The sequence below is a fragment of the Micromonospora sp. NPDC004336 genome, from assembly GCF_053602615.1.
This window is the reverse complement of the sequence record NZ_JBSGDY010000060.1, coordinates 16,039-31,717: the sequence shown is the minus strand read 5'-3', so window position 1 is coordinate 31,717 and position 15,679 is coordinate 16,039. Positions and strand designations below refer to the sequence as shown.

Below are 15,679 nucleotides of genomic sequence, written 5' to 3'. Positions count from 1 at the left end.
GGCCGGCTACCCGTCGTCGCCTTGGTAGGCCATCACCCCACCAACAAGCTGATAGGCCGCGAGCCCATCCCAGGCCGAAAAACTTTCCACCCCCAACCATGCGGTCAGAGGTCTTATCCGGTATTAGCCCCGGTTTCCCGGGGTTATCCCAAAGCCTAGGGCAGGTTGCTCACGTGTTACTCACCCGTTCGCCGCTCGAGTACCCCGAAGGGCCTTTCCGCTCGACTTGCATGTGTTAAGCACGCCGCCAGCGTTCGTCCTGAGCCAGGATCAAACTCTCCAACAAAAACTTGTTGAAACAGTCATCCCGGCAACAAATGTTGCCAAAGGAATCCGAAACCAGCCGAAACCACAGCTCCGACCAGCCCGGGGTATAAATCAATTTGGCACTGGCTTATCAAGCACCCTGTTGAGTTCTCAAAGAACAACCACACACCGCCCAGAAACCCCACACCGTGGAGCCCCCGACCCGGGGCATTTCGTTCACGCCCCCGCCACGTTTCCGCGCCGGGCACTTTTACTACGTTACCCGGTGGTTTCCGCCGTGTCAAACCGCTCTGTCGCGATCCACACCACTTCCACCCAATTCCCGGGCACCACAATCAGACCGGCTCGCGCCGTTCCGCTCGTGGGTTTCGGCAGACCGGCCGCTCCGCGAAAGTTCCGCGGGCTCGCCCGGTTTCCTGCCGGCGTCGAACCATACCCGGTCGGCTCCGCCTCACCAAATCCGCCCTGCGGCGAATCCGGGGCACCGCCCGGCCCGGCTCCGAGGAACACGACCCCTCGGCCCGGAAGCTCTTCCCGCGCTCCGGCCTTCAGGACTTTCGCCCTGTTTCGTCCGTTCCGCGCTGGCAGAGAGAAAGTTACGCCCCCGGCGGATCGGTCGTCAAATCCGCCGGGGGCGTCGCCCGTCACACCCGCGAGGGCGTACGCCTAGCCGCGCAGCTCGACCCCGGCGAACGACCGCTTGCCGCGGCGCAGCACCAGGTAACGGCCGTGCAGCAGGTCCTCGGCGCCGACCGTGGCGTCGGTCTCGGTGACCCGCGTGTTGTTCACGTAGGCGCCGCCCTCGGCGATCACCCTGCGGGCCTCCTTCAGGCTCGGGACCAGGCCGGAGTCGCGCAGCAGCCCGGCGACGTCCGGCAGCTCGTCGACGTGGACGAGACCCGCCTCGGTCAGCGCGGCGCGCAGCGTCGCCGGCGCCAGCTCCTCCAGTGAGCCGCGACCGAAGAGCGCCTGACTGGCGGCGACCACCTGCGCCATCTCCCGTTCGCCGTGCACGAGCGTGGTCAGCTCCTCGGCCAGCGCCCGCTGCGCCGCCCGCGCGGCGGGGCGCTCGGCCGTCTCCTTCTCCAGCGCCTCCAGCTCCTCGCGGGAGCGGAAGCTGAAGTAGCGCAGGTAGCGGCTGACGTCGCGGTCGTCGACGTTGACCCAGAACTGGTAGAACGCGTACGGGCTGGTCATCTCGGGGTCGAGCCAGATGGCGCCGCCCTCGGTCTTGCCGAACTTCGTCCCGTCCGACTTCGTGACCAGCGGGGTGGTGAACGCCTGGACGGGGCCGGCCCCGCGCCGGCGGATGTAGTCCACCCCGGCGGTGATGTTGCCCCACTGGTCGGAGCCGCCGAACTGGAGCTGGCAGCCGTGCCGGCGGTGCAGCTCGAAGAAGTCGTTGGCCTGGAGCAGCTGGTAGCTGAACTCGGTGAAGCTGATCCCGCTCTCCAGCCGCGCCCTGACCACCTCCCGGGCCAGCATCTTGTTGACCGGGAAGTGCTTGCCGACGTCGCGGAGGAACTCGACCACCGACATCTCGCCGGTCCAGTCGAGGTTGTTGACCAGTCGCGCGGCGTTCTCCCCCTCGTAGGAGACGAACGGGGCGAGCTGGTCGCGGATCCGGGCCACCCAGCCGGCGACCACCTCGGGCGGGTTGAGGGTGCGCTCGGCGCTCTCCTTCGGGTCGCCGATCTGCCCGGTGGCGCCGCCGACGAGCAGCAGGGGCCGGTGCCCGGCGAGCTGGAGCCGACGGGCCGTGGTTACCTGCATGAGGTGGCCGACGTGCAGGCTCGGCGCGGTCGGGTCGAAGCCCACGTAGAAGGCGGCGGCACCGCCGTCGAGCAGCGCACGCAGCTCGTCGGGGCCGGTGGAGTCCTGGATCAGGCCCCGCCACCGCAGGTCATCGGTCAGGGAGTCCCGCCCGGATGGCGGGAGGCTGCTGTCGGTCACGGTCACCGATTCTCCCCCATGACGGGGCGCGGACCGTACCGGGTTTGCCGAGCGGACGCGGCGTAGGCTGGCGACGCCATGATCGGGAGGGGAAGGCCGTGGACATGCCGGATGTGACGGGCGGCTTCGTCGCCCTGCTCGGCCTCACGTTCGACGAGGTCGGCGGGGACCGCGTGGTGATCCGCTGGAAGGTCCGCCCCGAGCTGCACCAGCCGTTCGGGATCCAGCACGGCGGCGTCTACTGCTCGGTGGTCGAGACGGCCGCCAGCGTCGGCGGGTCGCTGTGGCTGGGCGACCGGGGCCGGGTCGTGGGCGTGTCGAACCAGACGGACTTCCTGCGCGCGGTCCGCGAGGGCGAGCTGACCGCCGTCGGCACGCCCGTGCACCGGGGGCGCAGCCAGCAGCTCTGGCAGGTGGAGATCACCGACGCCGACGGCCGGCTCGTGGCCCGTGGTCAGGTGCGGCTGCAGAACCTCACCCCGGCCTGACCGCTCAGCTGCGGGCCTCGTCCAGCACGGCCTCGGCGTCGTCCGGCGCCGGCTCGGCGCGGCGCAGCCGGACGCCGGTGATCGCGCGGTGGTCGATGCCGGTCACCTCCAGCTCCCAGCCGTCGACGGTGACGCTCTCCCCCGCGACGGTGGGGATGTGCCCGAGGCAGGCGAGCACCAGCCCGGCGATCGTGGTGTAGTCGCCGGCGGGGCGGCCGGGCAGCTCCACGCCGACGTCGGGGAGGTCGTGCACGGGGAAGGTGCCGGGGAGCAGCAGGGCGCCGTCCGGCTCGGTGCGCACGGCCCGCACGTCCCGGTCGGTCTCGTCGTAGATCTCCCCGACGATCTCCTCGAGGATGTCCTCCAGGGTGACGATCCCGTCGACCGCGCCCCGCTCGTCGACCACCAGGGCGATGTGCTGCCGTTCGGCCTTGAACTGGCGCAGCGCGTCCACGACCGGCAGCGAGTCGGGCAGCAGCATCGGCGGGCGGGCGCACTCGTCGACCGGGCGGTCGTCGCGGACGCCCACCAGGTCGCGCAGGTGGATCACCCCGACCGCGTCGTCCAGGCCGCCGTGCCGGACCACGGGCGCCCGGGAGTGGCCGGTGGCGGCCAGCAGCAGCCGCGCGGACTCCGCGGTGGTCCCGCTGTCGAGCGTGAAGACCTGCAACCGGGGTACGAGCACCGCCTTGAGCTGCCGGTCGGCGATCTCCACCGCCCCGGCGATGATCGTCCGCTGTTCCTTGGTGAAGCCGTGGTTGCCGGCGACGATGTCCCGCAGCTCGTCCGGGCCGATCTCGTCGGGCTCGTGCTTCGGGTTGAGCCCGACCAGGCGTACGACCAGGTCGCTGGTGGCGCCGAGGGCCCAGACGGCCGGGCGGGTGAGGGTGGCCAGCAGGTCCAGCGGGCGGGCCACCAGCAGCGCCCACCGCTCGGCGGCCTGCATGGCGATCCGCTTGGGGGCCAGCTCGCCGAAGACCAGGGTGACGAAGGTCAGCGCCAGGGTGACCACCACGATCGCGACGGTCTCGGCGGCGCCGCCCAGCGCGGACAGCAGCGGCACCAGGGGCTTGGCCAGCGACACGGCCGCCGCGGCGGAGGCCAGGAAGCCGGCGAGGGTGATGCCGATCTGGATCGTGGCGAGGAACCGGTTCGGGTCCTTGGCGAGGCGGGCCAGCACCCGGCCGGCGCGGCTGGTGCGTTCCAGCCGCTGGATCTGGCTGTCGCGCAGCGAGACCAGCGCCATCTCGCTGCCCGCGAAGACCGCGTTGAGGACGACCAGGACGCCTACCAGGGCCAGTTGGCTCCAGATGCTCTGCACGCCCGGATCTCCTCACACCGACCGGTGCCCCTCGGCACCGCCGGCCGAGGGCCGGCCGGCGTAGGCCGTTCTGTGCCCACCGGACCGGCCGGTGAATCCTCGGCCGGCCCGGAAGTGCTCAGGCTCGCTCGGGGGCCGGCGAGGACGGCAGGTCCAGCACGTACGAGCGGCCCTCGGGGCGGAAGCCGAGCCGGTGGTAGTAGGGGGCGACCATGCCGGGCGGGGTGACCACCCGGCGGAAGCCCCGGTCGGTGAAGAGGCGGCTGCGCCGGTAGACGAACTCGCCCGGCGTGAAGTCCCGGAACCGGCGGGTCACGTAGTCGAGGTCGACCTGCGCCACGCCGTCCGGTTCGGCGTGCGACAGCACCACGCCGACCACCTCGTCGGCCCGCAGGACGAGGAAGGCGGACCGCTCGGCCGAGGTGCCGGGCGGCCACCGGAAGCCGGGGTTGAACCGGGCGATGTCGGCGGCGTGCACGCGCAGCGTGTGGGCCAGGAACTGGTCGTCGACGCCGACCTCCACGACCTGGTAGGTCGCCTCGTCGTGGCGGGTGGCGAGCATGGCGCGCAGGTACCAGACGTTGATCACGGCCAGCACGACGTTCAGCCCGACCATCGGCCAGACCTGCACCGCGGCGTTGTAGCCGATCAGGATCAGGCAACCGAGCAGGTTCAGGGCGCGCAGCCGCAGGATGCGCGTCTGCAGCAGCGACCAGACCAGCAGCGCCGAGCCGGTCCAGCCGATCACTTCCAGCCAGTTCACCCCGCGAGAGTAGTGGCCGCACTGGTCAGGTCGCTCGGCGGGCGTGACGCGCGGGGCGGCTCACCGGTCGGCGGGCGTGACGCGCGGGGCGGCTCACCGGTCGGCGAGCTCCAGCACCCACTCCTCCACCTCGGCGCCGCGGCCGTTGGCGTACCCCCTGTCCTCGCCGGTGACGACGAAGCCGCACTTGCGCAGCACGGCGAGGGAGGCGCGGTTGTCCTTGGCGGCGCGGGCGTGCACGGGCCGCCCCGGCAGCTCGCGCAGCAGCGCGGTCAGCGCGGCCGTGGCGTGCCCCCGGCCCCAGCGCCGCGGGTCGATCCAGTAGCTCACCTCGGTCTTGTCGTCGACCGGGAAGGCGGTCACGTAGCCGACCACCTCGTCGCCGACGACCACCGTGCGGGCGACGATCCGCTCGTCGGCGCGCAACCGCCCCCAGTGCGCGTCGAACCGCGCGCGGTCGGCCGGGTCCTCCGGGCCGAAGGCGGCCATCCAGTTGGCCTCGGCGTCCTGCTGGTGGCTGAAGAAGGCGGGCAGGTCGTCGTCGCGCACGGGACGCAGGCGCAGGTCGGCGGTCACCGCCCGAGAATAGGGCCGGGGACCGACATCCGGGATCTCAGCCTCAGGGGCCTGCCTCTCCCGGCGCCACGGGCGCCCCGCTCGTGGTGGGCCCGGGCGCTGCGCGCCCGCCGGCTGGTGGTCGAACGCTGAGCCCGCGGGCACCGGAGCACTCCGGCGCCCGCACCGGCCGCATCCCCCGGTGCGGCCCCGCTGTCCCGGCACGACGCGGCCGTCCACCCCCCGCCGGCCGCGTCGTCCGGGACAGCGCCGTGCCCGGGAGACGCCTCGGCGACCGGCCGGTCGGCGGGGGCCGGAGGTCCCGGGCCGGGACGGTCCTGCGCCTCTGCCCCGGCCCGGCCCCGGCCGGCACGCTGGTGGTGGAAGCGAGATGCGAGCTGGGAGGCCCCGATGCGCGCCACGGTTGTCACCGCGTTCGACCGTCCACTGGAGATCTTCGACGTGCCGGTGCCGGAGCCCGGGCCCGACCAGGTGCTGGTCCGGATCGAGGCAAGCGGCCTGTGCCACACCGACATCCACGCCGCCCGCGGCGACTGGCCGGTCAAGCCGAACCCACCCTTCGTCCCCGGCCACGAGGGCGTCGGCATCGTCGAGCGGGTCGGCCCCGGGGTCACCGAGCACGCCGTCGGCGACCGGGTCGCGCTGCCCTGGCTCGGCTGGGCCTGCGGCACCTGCGAGTACTGCGTCACCGGCTGGGAGACGCTGTGCGAGTCGCAGCGCAACACCGGCTACGCCATCGACGGCGCGCACGCCGAGTACGCCCTCGCGTCGGCCCGCTACGCGGTCCGGGTGCCCGCCGGCGTCGACCCGGTGGAGGCTGCCCCGTTGACCTGCGCCGGCGTCACGACGTACAAGGCGGTCAGGGTGGCCGGGGTGCGGCCGGGCGAGCGGGTGGCGATCTTCGGCATCGGCGGCCTCGGCCACCTCGCCCAGCAGTACGCCCAGCTGCACGGCGCCGAGACGGTGGCCGTGGACGTCACCGAGGAGAAGCTGGCCCTGGCCACCTCCCTCGGCGCGACGCACACGGTCGACGCGTCGCGGGTCGACCCGGTCGAGGCGATCACCGCCCTCGGCGGGGTGGACGTGGCGGTCGTGCTGGCCGCCAGCCCGGCCGTGATCGCGCAGGCGCACGCCTGCCTGCGTCGCGGCGGCCGGCTGGTGCTGGTCTCGCTGCCGAAGGACAACACCATGAGCCTGCCGGTCTTCGAGACCGTCCTGAAGGGGATCACCGTGCTCGGCTCGATCGTCGGCACCCGCGCCGACCTCGCGGAGGTGTTCCGCCTGCACTCGGCCGGCCGCACCCGGGTCGTCCACGAGGTGCGCAAGCTCGACGAGATCAACGAGGCGATCGAGGACGTGCTCGCCGGGCGGGTCGCCGCCCGGCTGGTGCTCCAGCCCTGACCACGGCGCCCGGCCGCCCCTGCGAGGCGGCCGGACGCCACCCGAGCGGTGGCCGGAAGGGACCGAACATGACCGCGAACCAGCACCTGGACCCGTGGCGGGGCTTCGCCGGCGGCGCCTGGCGAGAGTCCGTCGACGTGGCCGACTTCATCCGGCGCCACCACGAGCCGTACACCGGGGACGGGTCGTTCCTCGCCGGGCCGACCGACCGGACCCTGGCGGTCTGGGGGGCGTTGCGGGAACTCTTCGTCGCCGAGCGGCGCCGGGGCGTCCTCGACGTGGACGCGGCCACCCCGTCGACGATCACGTCGCACGGCCCCGGGTACATCGACCGGGAGCGGGAGCTGATCGTCGGCCTGCAGACCGACGCGCCGCTGCGGCGGGCGATCATGCCCGCCGGCGGGCTGCGGATGGTCGAGGCAGCCCTGCGGGCGTACGGCTTCGCGCCCGACCCGGTCGTGCACCGGATCTTCACCACGTACCGCAAGACCCACAACGACGCCGTCTTCGACGCCTACCCGGCCGACGTGCTGGCGGCCCGCCGCTCGCACGTCATCACTGGGCTGCCGGACGCGTACGGTCGCGGGCGGATCATCGGCGACTACCGGCGGGTGGCGCTGTACGGGGTGGACCGGCTCGTCGCCGAGCGCCGGGCGCTGAAGGCGGCGCTGGACGCGCGGCCGTCGACCGACGACGTGATCCGCGAGCGGGAGGAGCTGGCCGAGCAGGCCCGGGCCCTCGGCGAGCTGAAGGAGATGGCCGCCGGCTACGGCGTCGACGTCTCCCCGCCCGCCGCCACCGCCCAGCAGGCCGTGCAGTGGCTGTACTTCGCCTACCTGGCGGCCACGAAGGAGCAGAACGGGGCCGCGATGTCGCTGGGGCGCACCGCGACGTTCCTCGACGTCTACCTGCGCCGCGACCTGGCCGAGGGCCGGCTGACGGAGACGACCGCCCAGGAGCTGGTCGACGACTTCGTGATCAAGCTGCGGATCATCCGGTTCCTGCGCACCCCCGAGTACGACCAGCTCTTCTCCGGCGACCCGACGTGGGTGACCGAGTCGCTGGGCGGGATGGGCGCCGACGGCCGGCCGCTGGTGACCCGGACCAGCTTCCGCTACCTGCAGACCCTCTACAACCTGGGCCCGGCGCCGGAGCCGAACCTGACCGTGCTGTGGTCGCCGCGGCTGCCGGCGGGGTTCAAGCGGTTCTGCGCGCAGGTGTCGCTGGACACCAGCGCCATCCAGTACGAGAACGACGACCTGATCCGCCCGGCGTACGACGACGACACGGCGATCGCCTGCTGCGTGTCGGCGCTGCGGGTGGGCCGCGACATGCAGTTCTTCGGCGCCCGCGCCAACCTCGCCAAGGCGCTGCTCTACGCGATCAACGGCGGCCGCGACGAGCTGACCGGCGAGCAGGTGGCCCCGGCCGCGCCGCCGGTGGGCGGGGAGGTCCTCGACCACGCCGAGGTGCTGGCCGCGTACGACCGGACGCTGGACTGGCTGGCCGAGACGTACGTGGACGCGCTGAACGTCATCCACCACATGCACGACCGGTACGCGTACGAGCGGCTGGAGATGGCGCTGCACGACCACCCGGTGCGCCGGTTCATGGCCACCGGCATCGCCGGCCTGTCGGTCGCGGTGGACAGCCTCGCGGCGATCCGGTACGGCCGGGTGAAGGTGCTGCGCGACGACAGCGGCCTGGCCGTCGACTACGTCGTCGAGGGCGAGCCGCCCACCTTCGGCAACAACGACGACCGGGCCGACGAGATCGCCGTGTGGCTCGTGGAGACGTTCGCGGAGAAGCTGCGCCGGCAGCGCACCTACCGCGACGCCGAGCTGACCCTGTCGGTGCTGACCATCACGTCCAACGTCGTGTACGGCCGGCACACCGGCAACACCCCCGACGGGCGGCGGGCCGGCGAGCCGTTCGCCCCCGGCGCGAACCCGATGAACGGGCGGGACACGCACGGCCTCGTCGCGGCGGCGCTGTCGGTGGCGAAGCTGCCGTACGACGCCGCCCGGGACGGCATCTCGCTGACCGGCACGGTCACGCCGGACGGGCTGGGCCACACCCGGGAGGAGCGGATCACCAACCTGGCCGGGGTGCTCGACGGGTACGCCGACGCGGGCGGGTTCCACCTCAACGTCAACGTGCTCGACCGGGCGACGCTGCTGGACGCGATGGACCACCCCGAGCGGTACCCGCAGCTGACGGTGCGGGTGTCCGGGTACGCGGTGAACTTCGTCCGGCTCACCCCCGAGCAGCAGCGGGACGTGGTGTCCCGCACGTTCCACGGCGCGCTGTGAACACCGCAGGCCGGGAGTTGACCGGGGCCGTGCACTCCTTCGACCTGTCGATCGGCGTGGACGGCCCCGGCACCCGGTTCGTGGCCTTCCTCGCCGGCTGCCCCCTGCGCTGCCGCTACTGCCACAGCCCGGACACCTGGTACCGGCGCAGCGGCCGGCACCGGACGGTGGCCGAGCTGGTCGCCGAGATCGAGCGGTACCGGCGGTTCGTCACGGTCGCCGGCGGCGGGGTGACGATCAGCGGCGGGGAGCCGTTGCAGCAGCCCCGGTTCACCGGCGAGGTGCTGCGCCGCTGCCACGAGCTGGGCCTGCACACGGCCCTGGACACGTCCGGCTTCCTGGGCGAGCGCGCCGACGACGCCCTGCTCGACGCCACCGACCTGGTGCTGCTGGACGTGAAGTCGTGGGACCCGGCGACGTACCGGGCCGTGACCCGGACCGGTGAGGTGGCGCCCACGCTGCGCTTCGGCCGTCGCCTGGCGGCCCGGGGCACCCCGATCTGGATCCGCTTCGTGCTGGTGCCGGGGCTCACCGACGCGTCGCCGAACGTCGCCGGGGTGGCGGACTTCGCCGCCTCGCTGGCCACGGTCGAGCGGGTGGAGGTGCTGCCGTTCCACCGCCTCGGCGCGCACAAGTACGCGGAGCTGGGGCTGCGGTTCCCCCTCGCCGACACCGAGCCGCCGTCGGCGGAGCTGCTGGACCGGGTCCGTGGGCAGTTCGCGGCGCGCGGCCTGACGGTCTGCTGAGGGCGGGGTCGGGCAGCGCGGCCCGGCGGGTTCACCGAGGGCGGTCCGGCCGGCGCGGCCTGTCGGTCTGCCGAACCCGGGGCCCATCGGGTCGGGTCCGCCTCGGTTCGCCGCGCGTCGCGGCGGCGGCGGGCCGACAATGAGGCGATGGGACGAGACGGACGCGTGGTGCGGATGACCGGGGCGCGGGCGAGCGGCGCGGTGGCCACGGGCGCGCGGGCGGCCGGCGCGGCGTCGCTCGGCGCGCTGGCCGTGGGGGCGCTGGCGGTCGGAGCCGTCGCCGTCGGGGCGCTGGCGATCGGGCGGCTCGCGATCCGCCGGGCGGTGGTGCGGGAGCTGCGCGTCGGCCGGCTGGAGATCGACGAGCTGGTGGTGCGCGGCCGCCCCGTCGGCGACGGATAGCGGACGACGCCCACCGTGGGCCGTACGGGGCTGCCCGCCCGCGCCCGGCGGTCGGGCCGGCGCCCCCGGGCGGGTCAGGCGGCGGGCGGGGTGGCCGCGGGGTAGCCGTACAGCTCGAGCAGGCGGCCCCGGGCCGCGTGCAGCCGGTCCACCACCACGCTCATGAAGCGGGTGGTGAGCTGGCGGCCGAGCGCGTCGTCGGACTCCATCAGCCGGCGCACCCCCTCGGCGGTGAACTCCACGGCCGTGCTGCGCTGCGCCGCGACCGCCCCGAACTGCCAGCGGTAGGGCGGAAAGAGCCACGACCAGCCGAGCACCCCGCCCGGGCCGATCTTCTCGATCTCGACGTCGCCGCGGCCGGGCACCGGGAAGTCGAGCGCCACCTGCCCGGCGCGGACCAGCCAGAAGCGCCCCGCCGGCTGGTCGGCCCGGAACATCCGGTGCCCGGGGTGCCAGACCACCGGGCGGGCATAGCCGGCCAGCCGGGGCAGCCACGGCTCGGGCAGCCCGGCGAGGAACGGGTGCGCGCGGAGCACGTCGAGGGTGGTCAGGTGGGTGCCTCCTTCGCCCGGGCGGGCCGGCGGTGGCCGGGCCTGCGACGCAGACGTCCGTCCTGACCTCCAGTGCACCGCGCGCCGCCCGGCGGTGACAAGGGCCGTTGGTCCCTGGCCGCGCGGGCGGAACTCCCCTGCCGGTTCCGCCGCGTCGGGGCGAGGGTGGAGTACGGCGAGGGCGCCGCCACGGCGCCACGGCAGGGCGGAGGGCGACGTGGGCATGTCCGGGACACGGCGGGAGCGGGGGCGTACCGGTGCCCGTTGACACCTCGACCAGGCCGCCCGCCGGGCTCAGTTCCGCGGCGGCCGCCGCCCGGCTGCGCGCCGACGGGCCGAACGCGGCGGAAGCGCCGCCCCGCCGGCACCTGGCCTCGCGGGTCCTGCACCAGCTCACCGATCCGCTGGTGGCGCTGCTGCTGGCCGCCGCCGTGGTCACCGCCGTGCTGCGGGACTACCCGGACACCGCCGTGATCGTGCTGGTCGTGCTGGTGAACACCGCCATCGGGATGGTGCAGGAGGTGCGGGCCGACCGGGCGATCGCCGCGCTGGACCGGCTCGCCGCGCCCACCGCCCGGGTCGTGCGCGACGGCCGCGACGTCGTCCTGCCCGCCGCCGACCTGGTCCGGGGCGACCTGGTGCGGGTGGAGGCCGGCGACGTGGTCCCCGCCGACCTGCTCCTCGCCGAGGCCGCCCGGCTGACCGTCGACGAGTCGGCGCTGACCGGCGAGTCGGTGCCGGTGGCCCGGGCCGCCGGCGAGGAGGCGAGCGCGGGAACGGTGGTCACCACCGGGCGGGCCACCGGCACGGTGGTGCGCACCGGAGCGGCGAGCGCGCTCGGCCGGATCACCGCCCTGGTGGCGTCCACCCGGCCCGCCGCCACCCCGTTGCAGCGCCGCCTCGCCGGCCTCGGCCGGGTCCTCGGCTTCGCCGCGGTGGTGCTCTCCGGGCTGGTCTTCGTCGTCGGTGTGGTCGGCGGCCGGCCGGTGGTCGACATGGCGGTCACCGCGGTGAGCCTGGTGGTGGCGGCCGTCCCCGAGTCGCTGCCCGCGGTGGTCACCCTCGCCCTCGCGCTCGGCGCGCGCCGGATGGCCGGGGCGCGGGCGATCCCCCGCCGGCTGCACGCGGTGGAGACGCTCGGCTCGGTCACCGTGATCGCCTCCGACAAGACCGGCACGCTGACCGAGGGCCGGATGGCCGTGCAGCACGCGGTCACCGCCGACGGCTCCCGCTACGGCGTCACCGGCACCGGCTACGCGCCGCACGGCGCCGTGCGGCACCGGGGCGAGCCGGTGGCCGTACCGGACGACCTGCGCCGCCTGGCGCGGGCCGGGCTGCTCTGCAACGACGCCGCCCTCACGCCGCCCACCGACGAGCGGCCGGAGTGGGGCGCGGTCGGCGACCCGCTGGAGGCGGCGCTGGTCGCGTTCGCCGCCCGCTGCGGCCTCGACCCGGAGTCCACCCGCGCCGCCTGGCCCCGGGTCGTCGAGCACCCCTTCGACCAGGAGCTGCGCCGAATGACCACCGTGCACCGCTCCTGCGACCGCCGCTACCTGGTGGTGTGCAAGGGCGCGCCGGAGAACGTGCTGGCCGCGCCGCTGGTCGACGCCACCGCCGAGGAGATCGCCGAGCTGACGGAGACCGCGCACCGGCTGGCCGCCGAGGGGCTGCGGGTGCTGGCGGTCGCGTCCGCCGTGACCGACGCGCCGCCGGCGGACCCGGCCCGGCCGACCGGGCTACGGCCGGCGGGGCTCGTCGCCGTCGGCGACCCGCTGCGCGCGGGGGCGGCCGACATCGCCGCCGGCCTCGACGACGCCGGGGTCCGGCTGGTGCTGATCACCGGCGACCATCCCGCGACCGCCGCCGCGATCGGCGGCCAGCTCGGACTGTGGCGCGAGGGCGACCCGCTGGTCCGCGGCGACGACGGCGATCCGGCGCGGGCGCACCCGCAGGCCCGGGTGTTCGCGCGTACGCAGCCGGAGCAGAAGCTCGACATCATCGCCGGGTTGCAGTCCCGGGGCCACGTGGTGGCGATGACCGGCGACGGGGTGAACGACGCTCCCGCCCTGCGCCGCGCCGACATCGGGGTGGCGATGGGCGGCGGCACCGAGGTCGCCCGGCAGGCCGCCGACCTGGTGCTGGTCGACGACGACCTGTCCACCGTGGCCGCCGCGATCGGCGAGGGCCGCCGCATCTACGACAACATCCGCCGGTTCCTGCGCTACGCCCTCTCGGGCGGGGTCGCCGAGATCGCGGTGATGCTGCTCGGGCCGCTGTTCGGGCTGGCCGTACCGCTGCTGCCCGCGCAGATCCTCTGGGTGAACCTGCTCACCCACGGCGTGCCGGGCGTGGCCCTGGGCGCGGAACCGGCGGAGCCGGGCACGCTGCGCCGCGCGCCGCGCTCCCCCTCGGAGTCGGTGCTCGGGGCCGGCCTGGGCCGGGACGTGCTGGTCACCGGCGCGCTGATCGCCGCCGTGGTGCTCGGCGCGGGCGTCGCCGCCGCACGCTGGGACCGCCCCTGGCAGTCGGTGGTGTTCGTGGTGCTCGGCCTGGCCCAGCTCGGGGTCGCGCTCGCGGTCCGGGCGCCGAGGGCACGCGGCGCGGGGCGGGGCAACCGCGCGCTGCCGGTCGCGGTGGCGGTCTCGGCGCTGCTCCAGGTGGCCGGCGTGCTGCTGCCGCCGCTGCGAGACCTGCTCGGCACGGAGCCGCTCGGCGCGGCCGAGCTGGCGGCCTGCGCCGCGGTCAGCGTGCTGCCCGGTCTGGTGCTGCGGCTGGCCCGCCGCCCGCTCGGGCGGTTCGGGACCAACGGCCCGTCGGCCGGGACGACGGCCCCTGGCCGGTAGCGTTCGGGCGGAGCAGGATGAAGGCGTACCAAGGAGGAGAAAGATGACCATCAACACCGGTGTCCCAGTCGTCGTGGGCGTGGACGGTTCGGCCGCCGCGTTGGACGCGGTCCGGATGGCGGCGCGGGAGGCGGCGCAACGGCAGCGCCCGCTGCGGGTGGTGCACGCCTTCATCTGGCCGTTGATCCCCAACGCCCCGCTGGAGGCGGTGCCGGGCGCGCCGGCCGACGCCGGCCTGCGCAACCAGGCCGAGCGGTACGTCGCCGAGGCGGTCGCCGAGGCCGGCAAGGTCGCCCCCGAGGTCGCGGTCACCGGCGTGGTGGTCGACGGGGCGGCGACCCCCGTCATGCTCGACGAGTCCCGGGAGGCCGCGCTGATGGTGCTCGGCCACCGTGGGCTGGGTGGCTTCGCCGGGCTGCTGATCGGCTCGGTGACCGTGCAGGTCTGCGCCCACGCGCTGTGCCCGGTCCTGGTGGTGCGCGGCGAGGAGCGCGCCGACGGGCCGGTCGTGGTGGGCGTGGACGGTTCCGAGTGCTCCATGGAGGCCGTCGGGTTCGCCTTCGAGGAGGCGTCCCGCCGGGGCGCCCCGCTGCTCGCCCTGCAGGCCTGGCTCTACCCGACGCCGGTGGGCCCCGGCGACATCCTGCCCCTGGTGTACGACCTCGACGCCTACGCGGCGGAGCAGGAGCGGACGCTCGCCGAGTCCCTCGCCGGCTTCGCCGAGCGCTACCCGGACGTGCCGGTGCGGCACCGGCTGGTCCGCGGCACCCCGGCCCGGGTGCTGGTCGAGGAGTCGAAGACGGCCCAGCTCGTCGTCGTCGGGGCGCGCGGCCGGGGCCCGCTGAGCGGGCTGCTGCTCGGTTCCGTCAGCCACGCCGTGCTGCACCACGCGCACTCCCCGCTGGTGATCGTGCGGAACCCGAAGCGGGCCGACGCGTCCTGACCCTCCCCGCGCGCCGGTCCCGTCGCGCCGACCGCTCCCCCGGCCGGCGCGACGGGGCCGGTTGCGGGACGCGCGGGCCCGGTGCCGGCGCGGGGGCGCGCGCCGGGGCCCGCTCGGCCGGCGACGCGACGGGGAAATCCCGGTGGGCCGGCGGAACCGCGTCGACAATGACCTGATCGACCTCTGGGAGGGCTGAATGAACCGACCCGTCGTGGTGGGTGTGGACGGATCGCCGCCGAGCCTGGTGGCGGCGGAGCACGCCGCCCGGGCCGCCGTGCAGCGGTCCCGCCCGCTGCACCTGGTGCACGGCTACCTGCATCCGCTCGGCTACGGCGTGCCGGTCAACCCGTACGACCTGGGGTTGCCGGCGCCGACCGAGGACGGGCAGAAGATGCTCGAGCAGACGGCCGCCGACCTCGCGGAACGCTGGCCCGGGCTGACCGTCGAGGTGCGCCAGGTGGCCGGCGGGCCGGGCGCGACGCTCGTCGAGGAGTCCCGGCGGGCCGAGCTGGTGGTGGTGGGCAGCCGCGGCCTGGGCGGCTTCGCGGGGCTGCTGCTGGGCTCGGTCGGCACGCAGGTGGCCTCGCACGCGCACTGCCCGGTGCTGGTGGTCCGCCCCGCCGAGGAGCCGATCCCGGTCGCCGGGCCGGTGCTGGTCGGGGTGGACGGTTCGGAGCCGGCCGAGCTGGCCGTCGGGTACGCCGCCGACGAGGCGGCCCGCCGCGGGACCGGCCTGGTGCTGGCGCACGTCCGGCCGCCGGACGGGGAGCGTCGGGCGCCCGACGAGGCGGCGGAGGCGGGGTCCGCCGCGCACGCGGAGTCGGCCGAGCTGCTGGCCACGGCCGCGGCGGCGGTCCGCGGCAGCCACCCGGGGCTGCCCGTCGAGGAGCGGGTGCTGCCGGCCGCCAAGCCGGAGCAGGCGCTGATCGAGGCGAGCGGCGACGCGGCGCTGGTGGTGGTCGGCTCGCGGGGCCGGGGCGGCTTCGCCGGGCTGCTGCTCGGCTCGGTCAGCCAGGCGCTGGTGCAGCACGCGCGCTGCCCGGTGCTGGTCGCCCGCCCGTACGGTCACGCCCGCTGAACCGGCCGCGACCCGCCGGCCCGGGACGGGGTCGG

General features: G+C 75.0%; 13 protein-coding genes and 1 rRNA gene. 8 read left to right on the top strand and 6 right to left on the bottom strand.

Annotated elements, in window-relative coordinates; translation table 11 throughout:
* Both ACWENR_RS15350 and tyrS read right to left on the bottom strand, forming a co-directional pair.
* Positions 1 to 286: ribosomal RNA gene (locus ACWENR_RS15350) — 16S ribosomal RNA — on the bottom strand; the annotation flags it as partial.
* Between the two features lie 647 nt (positions 287 to 933).
* Positions 934 to 2,220: a tyrosine--tRNA ligase gene (gene tyrS / locus ACWENR_RS15345; RefSeq protein WP_452277628.1), complete on the bottom strand. Its 1,287-nt coding sequence runs from the start codon at positions 2,218 to 2,220 to the stop codon at positions 934 to 936.
* Positions 2,221 to 2,324: 104 nt separating this feature from the next.
* Here tyrS and ACWENR_RS15340 point away from each other — a divergent pair, with 104 nt between their 5' ends.
* On the top strand, positions 2,325 to 2,708 hold the full coding sequence (locus ACWENR_RS15340) for a PaaI family thioesterase (protein WP_452277627.1): 384 nt from the start codon (positions 2,325 to 2,327) through the stop codon (positions 2,706 to 2,708).
* Positions 2,709 to 2,712: 4 nt separating this feature from the next.
* Here ACWENR_RS15340 and ACWENR_RS15335 read toward each other — a convergent pair whose 3' ends face one another.
* From ACWENR_RS15335 to ACWENR_RS15325, 3 genes are all read right to left on the bottom strand, one after another.
* Entirely contained in the window at positions 2,713 to 4,029 is a 1,317-nt protein-coding gene (locus ACWENR_RS15335; RefSeq protein ID WP_452277624.1) for a hemolysin family protein, read from the bottom strand.
* A 118-nt stretch (positions 4,030 to 4,147) separates the two neighbouring features.
* Positions 4,148 to 4,792: a hypothetical protein gene (locus ACWENR_RS15330; RefSeq protein WP_452277623.1), complete on the bottom strand. Its 645-nt coding sequence runs from the start codon at positions 4,790 to 4,792 to the stop codon at positions 4,148 to 4,150.
* A 93-nt stretch (positions 4,793 to 4,885) separates the two neighbouring features.
* The gene (locus tag ACWENR_RS15325; protein ID WP_452277622.1) at positions 4,886 to 5,368 is read right to left on the bottom strand and encodes a GNAT family N-acetyltransferase; all 483 of its coding nucleotides are present in this window, start codon (positions 5,366 to 5,368) and stop codon (positions 4,886 to 4,888) included.
* A 390-nt stretch (positions 5,369 to 5,758) separates the two neighbouring features.
* Between ACWENR_RS15325 and ACWENR_RS15320 the strand changes: the two genes are divergently transcribed.
* The 4 genes from ACWENR_RS15320 to ACWENR_RS15305 all read left to right on the top strand — a co-directional run bounded on the left by ACWENR_RS15320 (position 5,759) and on the right by ACWENR_RS15305 (position 10,229).
* Positions 5,759 to 6,769: an alcohol dehydrogenase catalytic domain-containing protein gene (locus ACWENR_RS15320; protein ID WP_452277621.1), complete on the top strand. Its 1,011-nt coding sequence runs from the start codon at positions 5,759 to 5,761 to the stop codon at positions 6,767 to 6,769.
* Positions 6,770 to 6,837: 68 nt separating this feature from the next.
* Entirely contained in the window at positions 6,838 to 9,081 is a 2,244-nt protein-coding gene (pflB, locus tag ACWENR_RS15315; RefSeq protein WP_452277620.1) for a formate C-acetyltransferase, read from the top strand.
* Positions 9,078 to 9,827, top strand: a complete 750-nt coding sequence (pflA, locus tag ACWENR_RS15310; protein WP_452277619.1) for a pyruvate formate-lyase-activating protein — start codon at positions 9,078 to 9,080, stop codon at positions 9,825 to 9,827. The genes pflB and pflA overlap by 4 nt, the downstream gene beginning before the upstream one ends.
* Positions 9,828 to 9,974: 147 nt before the next feature.
* A complete protein-coding gene (locus ACWENR_RS15305) occupies positions 9,975 to 10,229 on the top strand; it encodes a hypothetical protein (RefSeq protein WP_452277618.1) in 255 nt (84 codons plus the stop codon).
* A 74-nt stretch (positions 10,230 to 10,303) separates the two neighbouring features.
* Here the strand turns inward: ACWENR_RS15305 and ACWENR_RS15300 are convergent, their stop codons facing one another.
* On the bottom strand, positions 10,304 to 10,765 hold the full coding sequence (locus ACWENR_RS15300) for a cyclic nucleotide-binding domain-containing protein (RefSeq protein ID WP_452277617.1): 462 nt from the start codon (positions 10,763 to 10,765) through the stop codon (positions 10,304 to 10,306).
* Between the two features lie 272 nt (positions 10,766 to 11,037).
* Between ACWENR_RS15300 and ACWENR_RS15295 the strand changes: the two genes are divergently transcribed.
* The 3 genes from ACWENR_RS15295 (at position 11,038) to ACWENR_RS15285 (ending at position 15,644) form a co-directional block, all read left to right on the top strand.
* Complete coding sequence (locus ACWENR_RS15295; RefSeq protein ID WP_452277616.1) at positions 11,038 to 13,623, top strand: cation-translocating P-type ATPase; 2,586 nt, start codon at positions 11,038 to 11,040, stop codon at positions 13,621 to 13,623.
* Between the two features lie 43 nt (positions 13,624 to 13,666).
* Positions 13,667 to 14,566: a universal stress protein gene (locus ACWENR_RS15290; RefSeq protein WP_452277615.1), complete on the top strand. Its 900-nt coding sequence runs from the start codon at positions 13,667 to 13,669 to the stop codon at positions 14,564 to 14,566.
* 196 nt (positions 14,567 to 14,762) lie between these two features.
* A complete protein-coding gene (locus tag ACWENR_RS15285; protein WP_452277614.1) occupies positions 14,763 to 15,644 on the top strand; it encodes a universal stress protein in 882 nt (293 codons plus the stop codon).
* Positions 15,645 to 15,679: the final 35 nt, after the last annotated feature.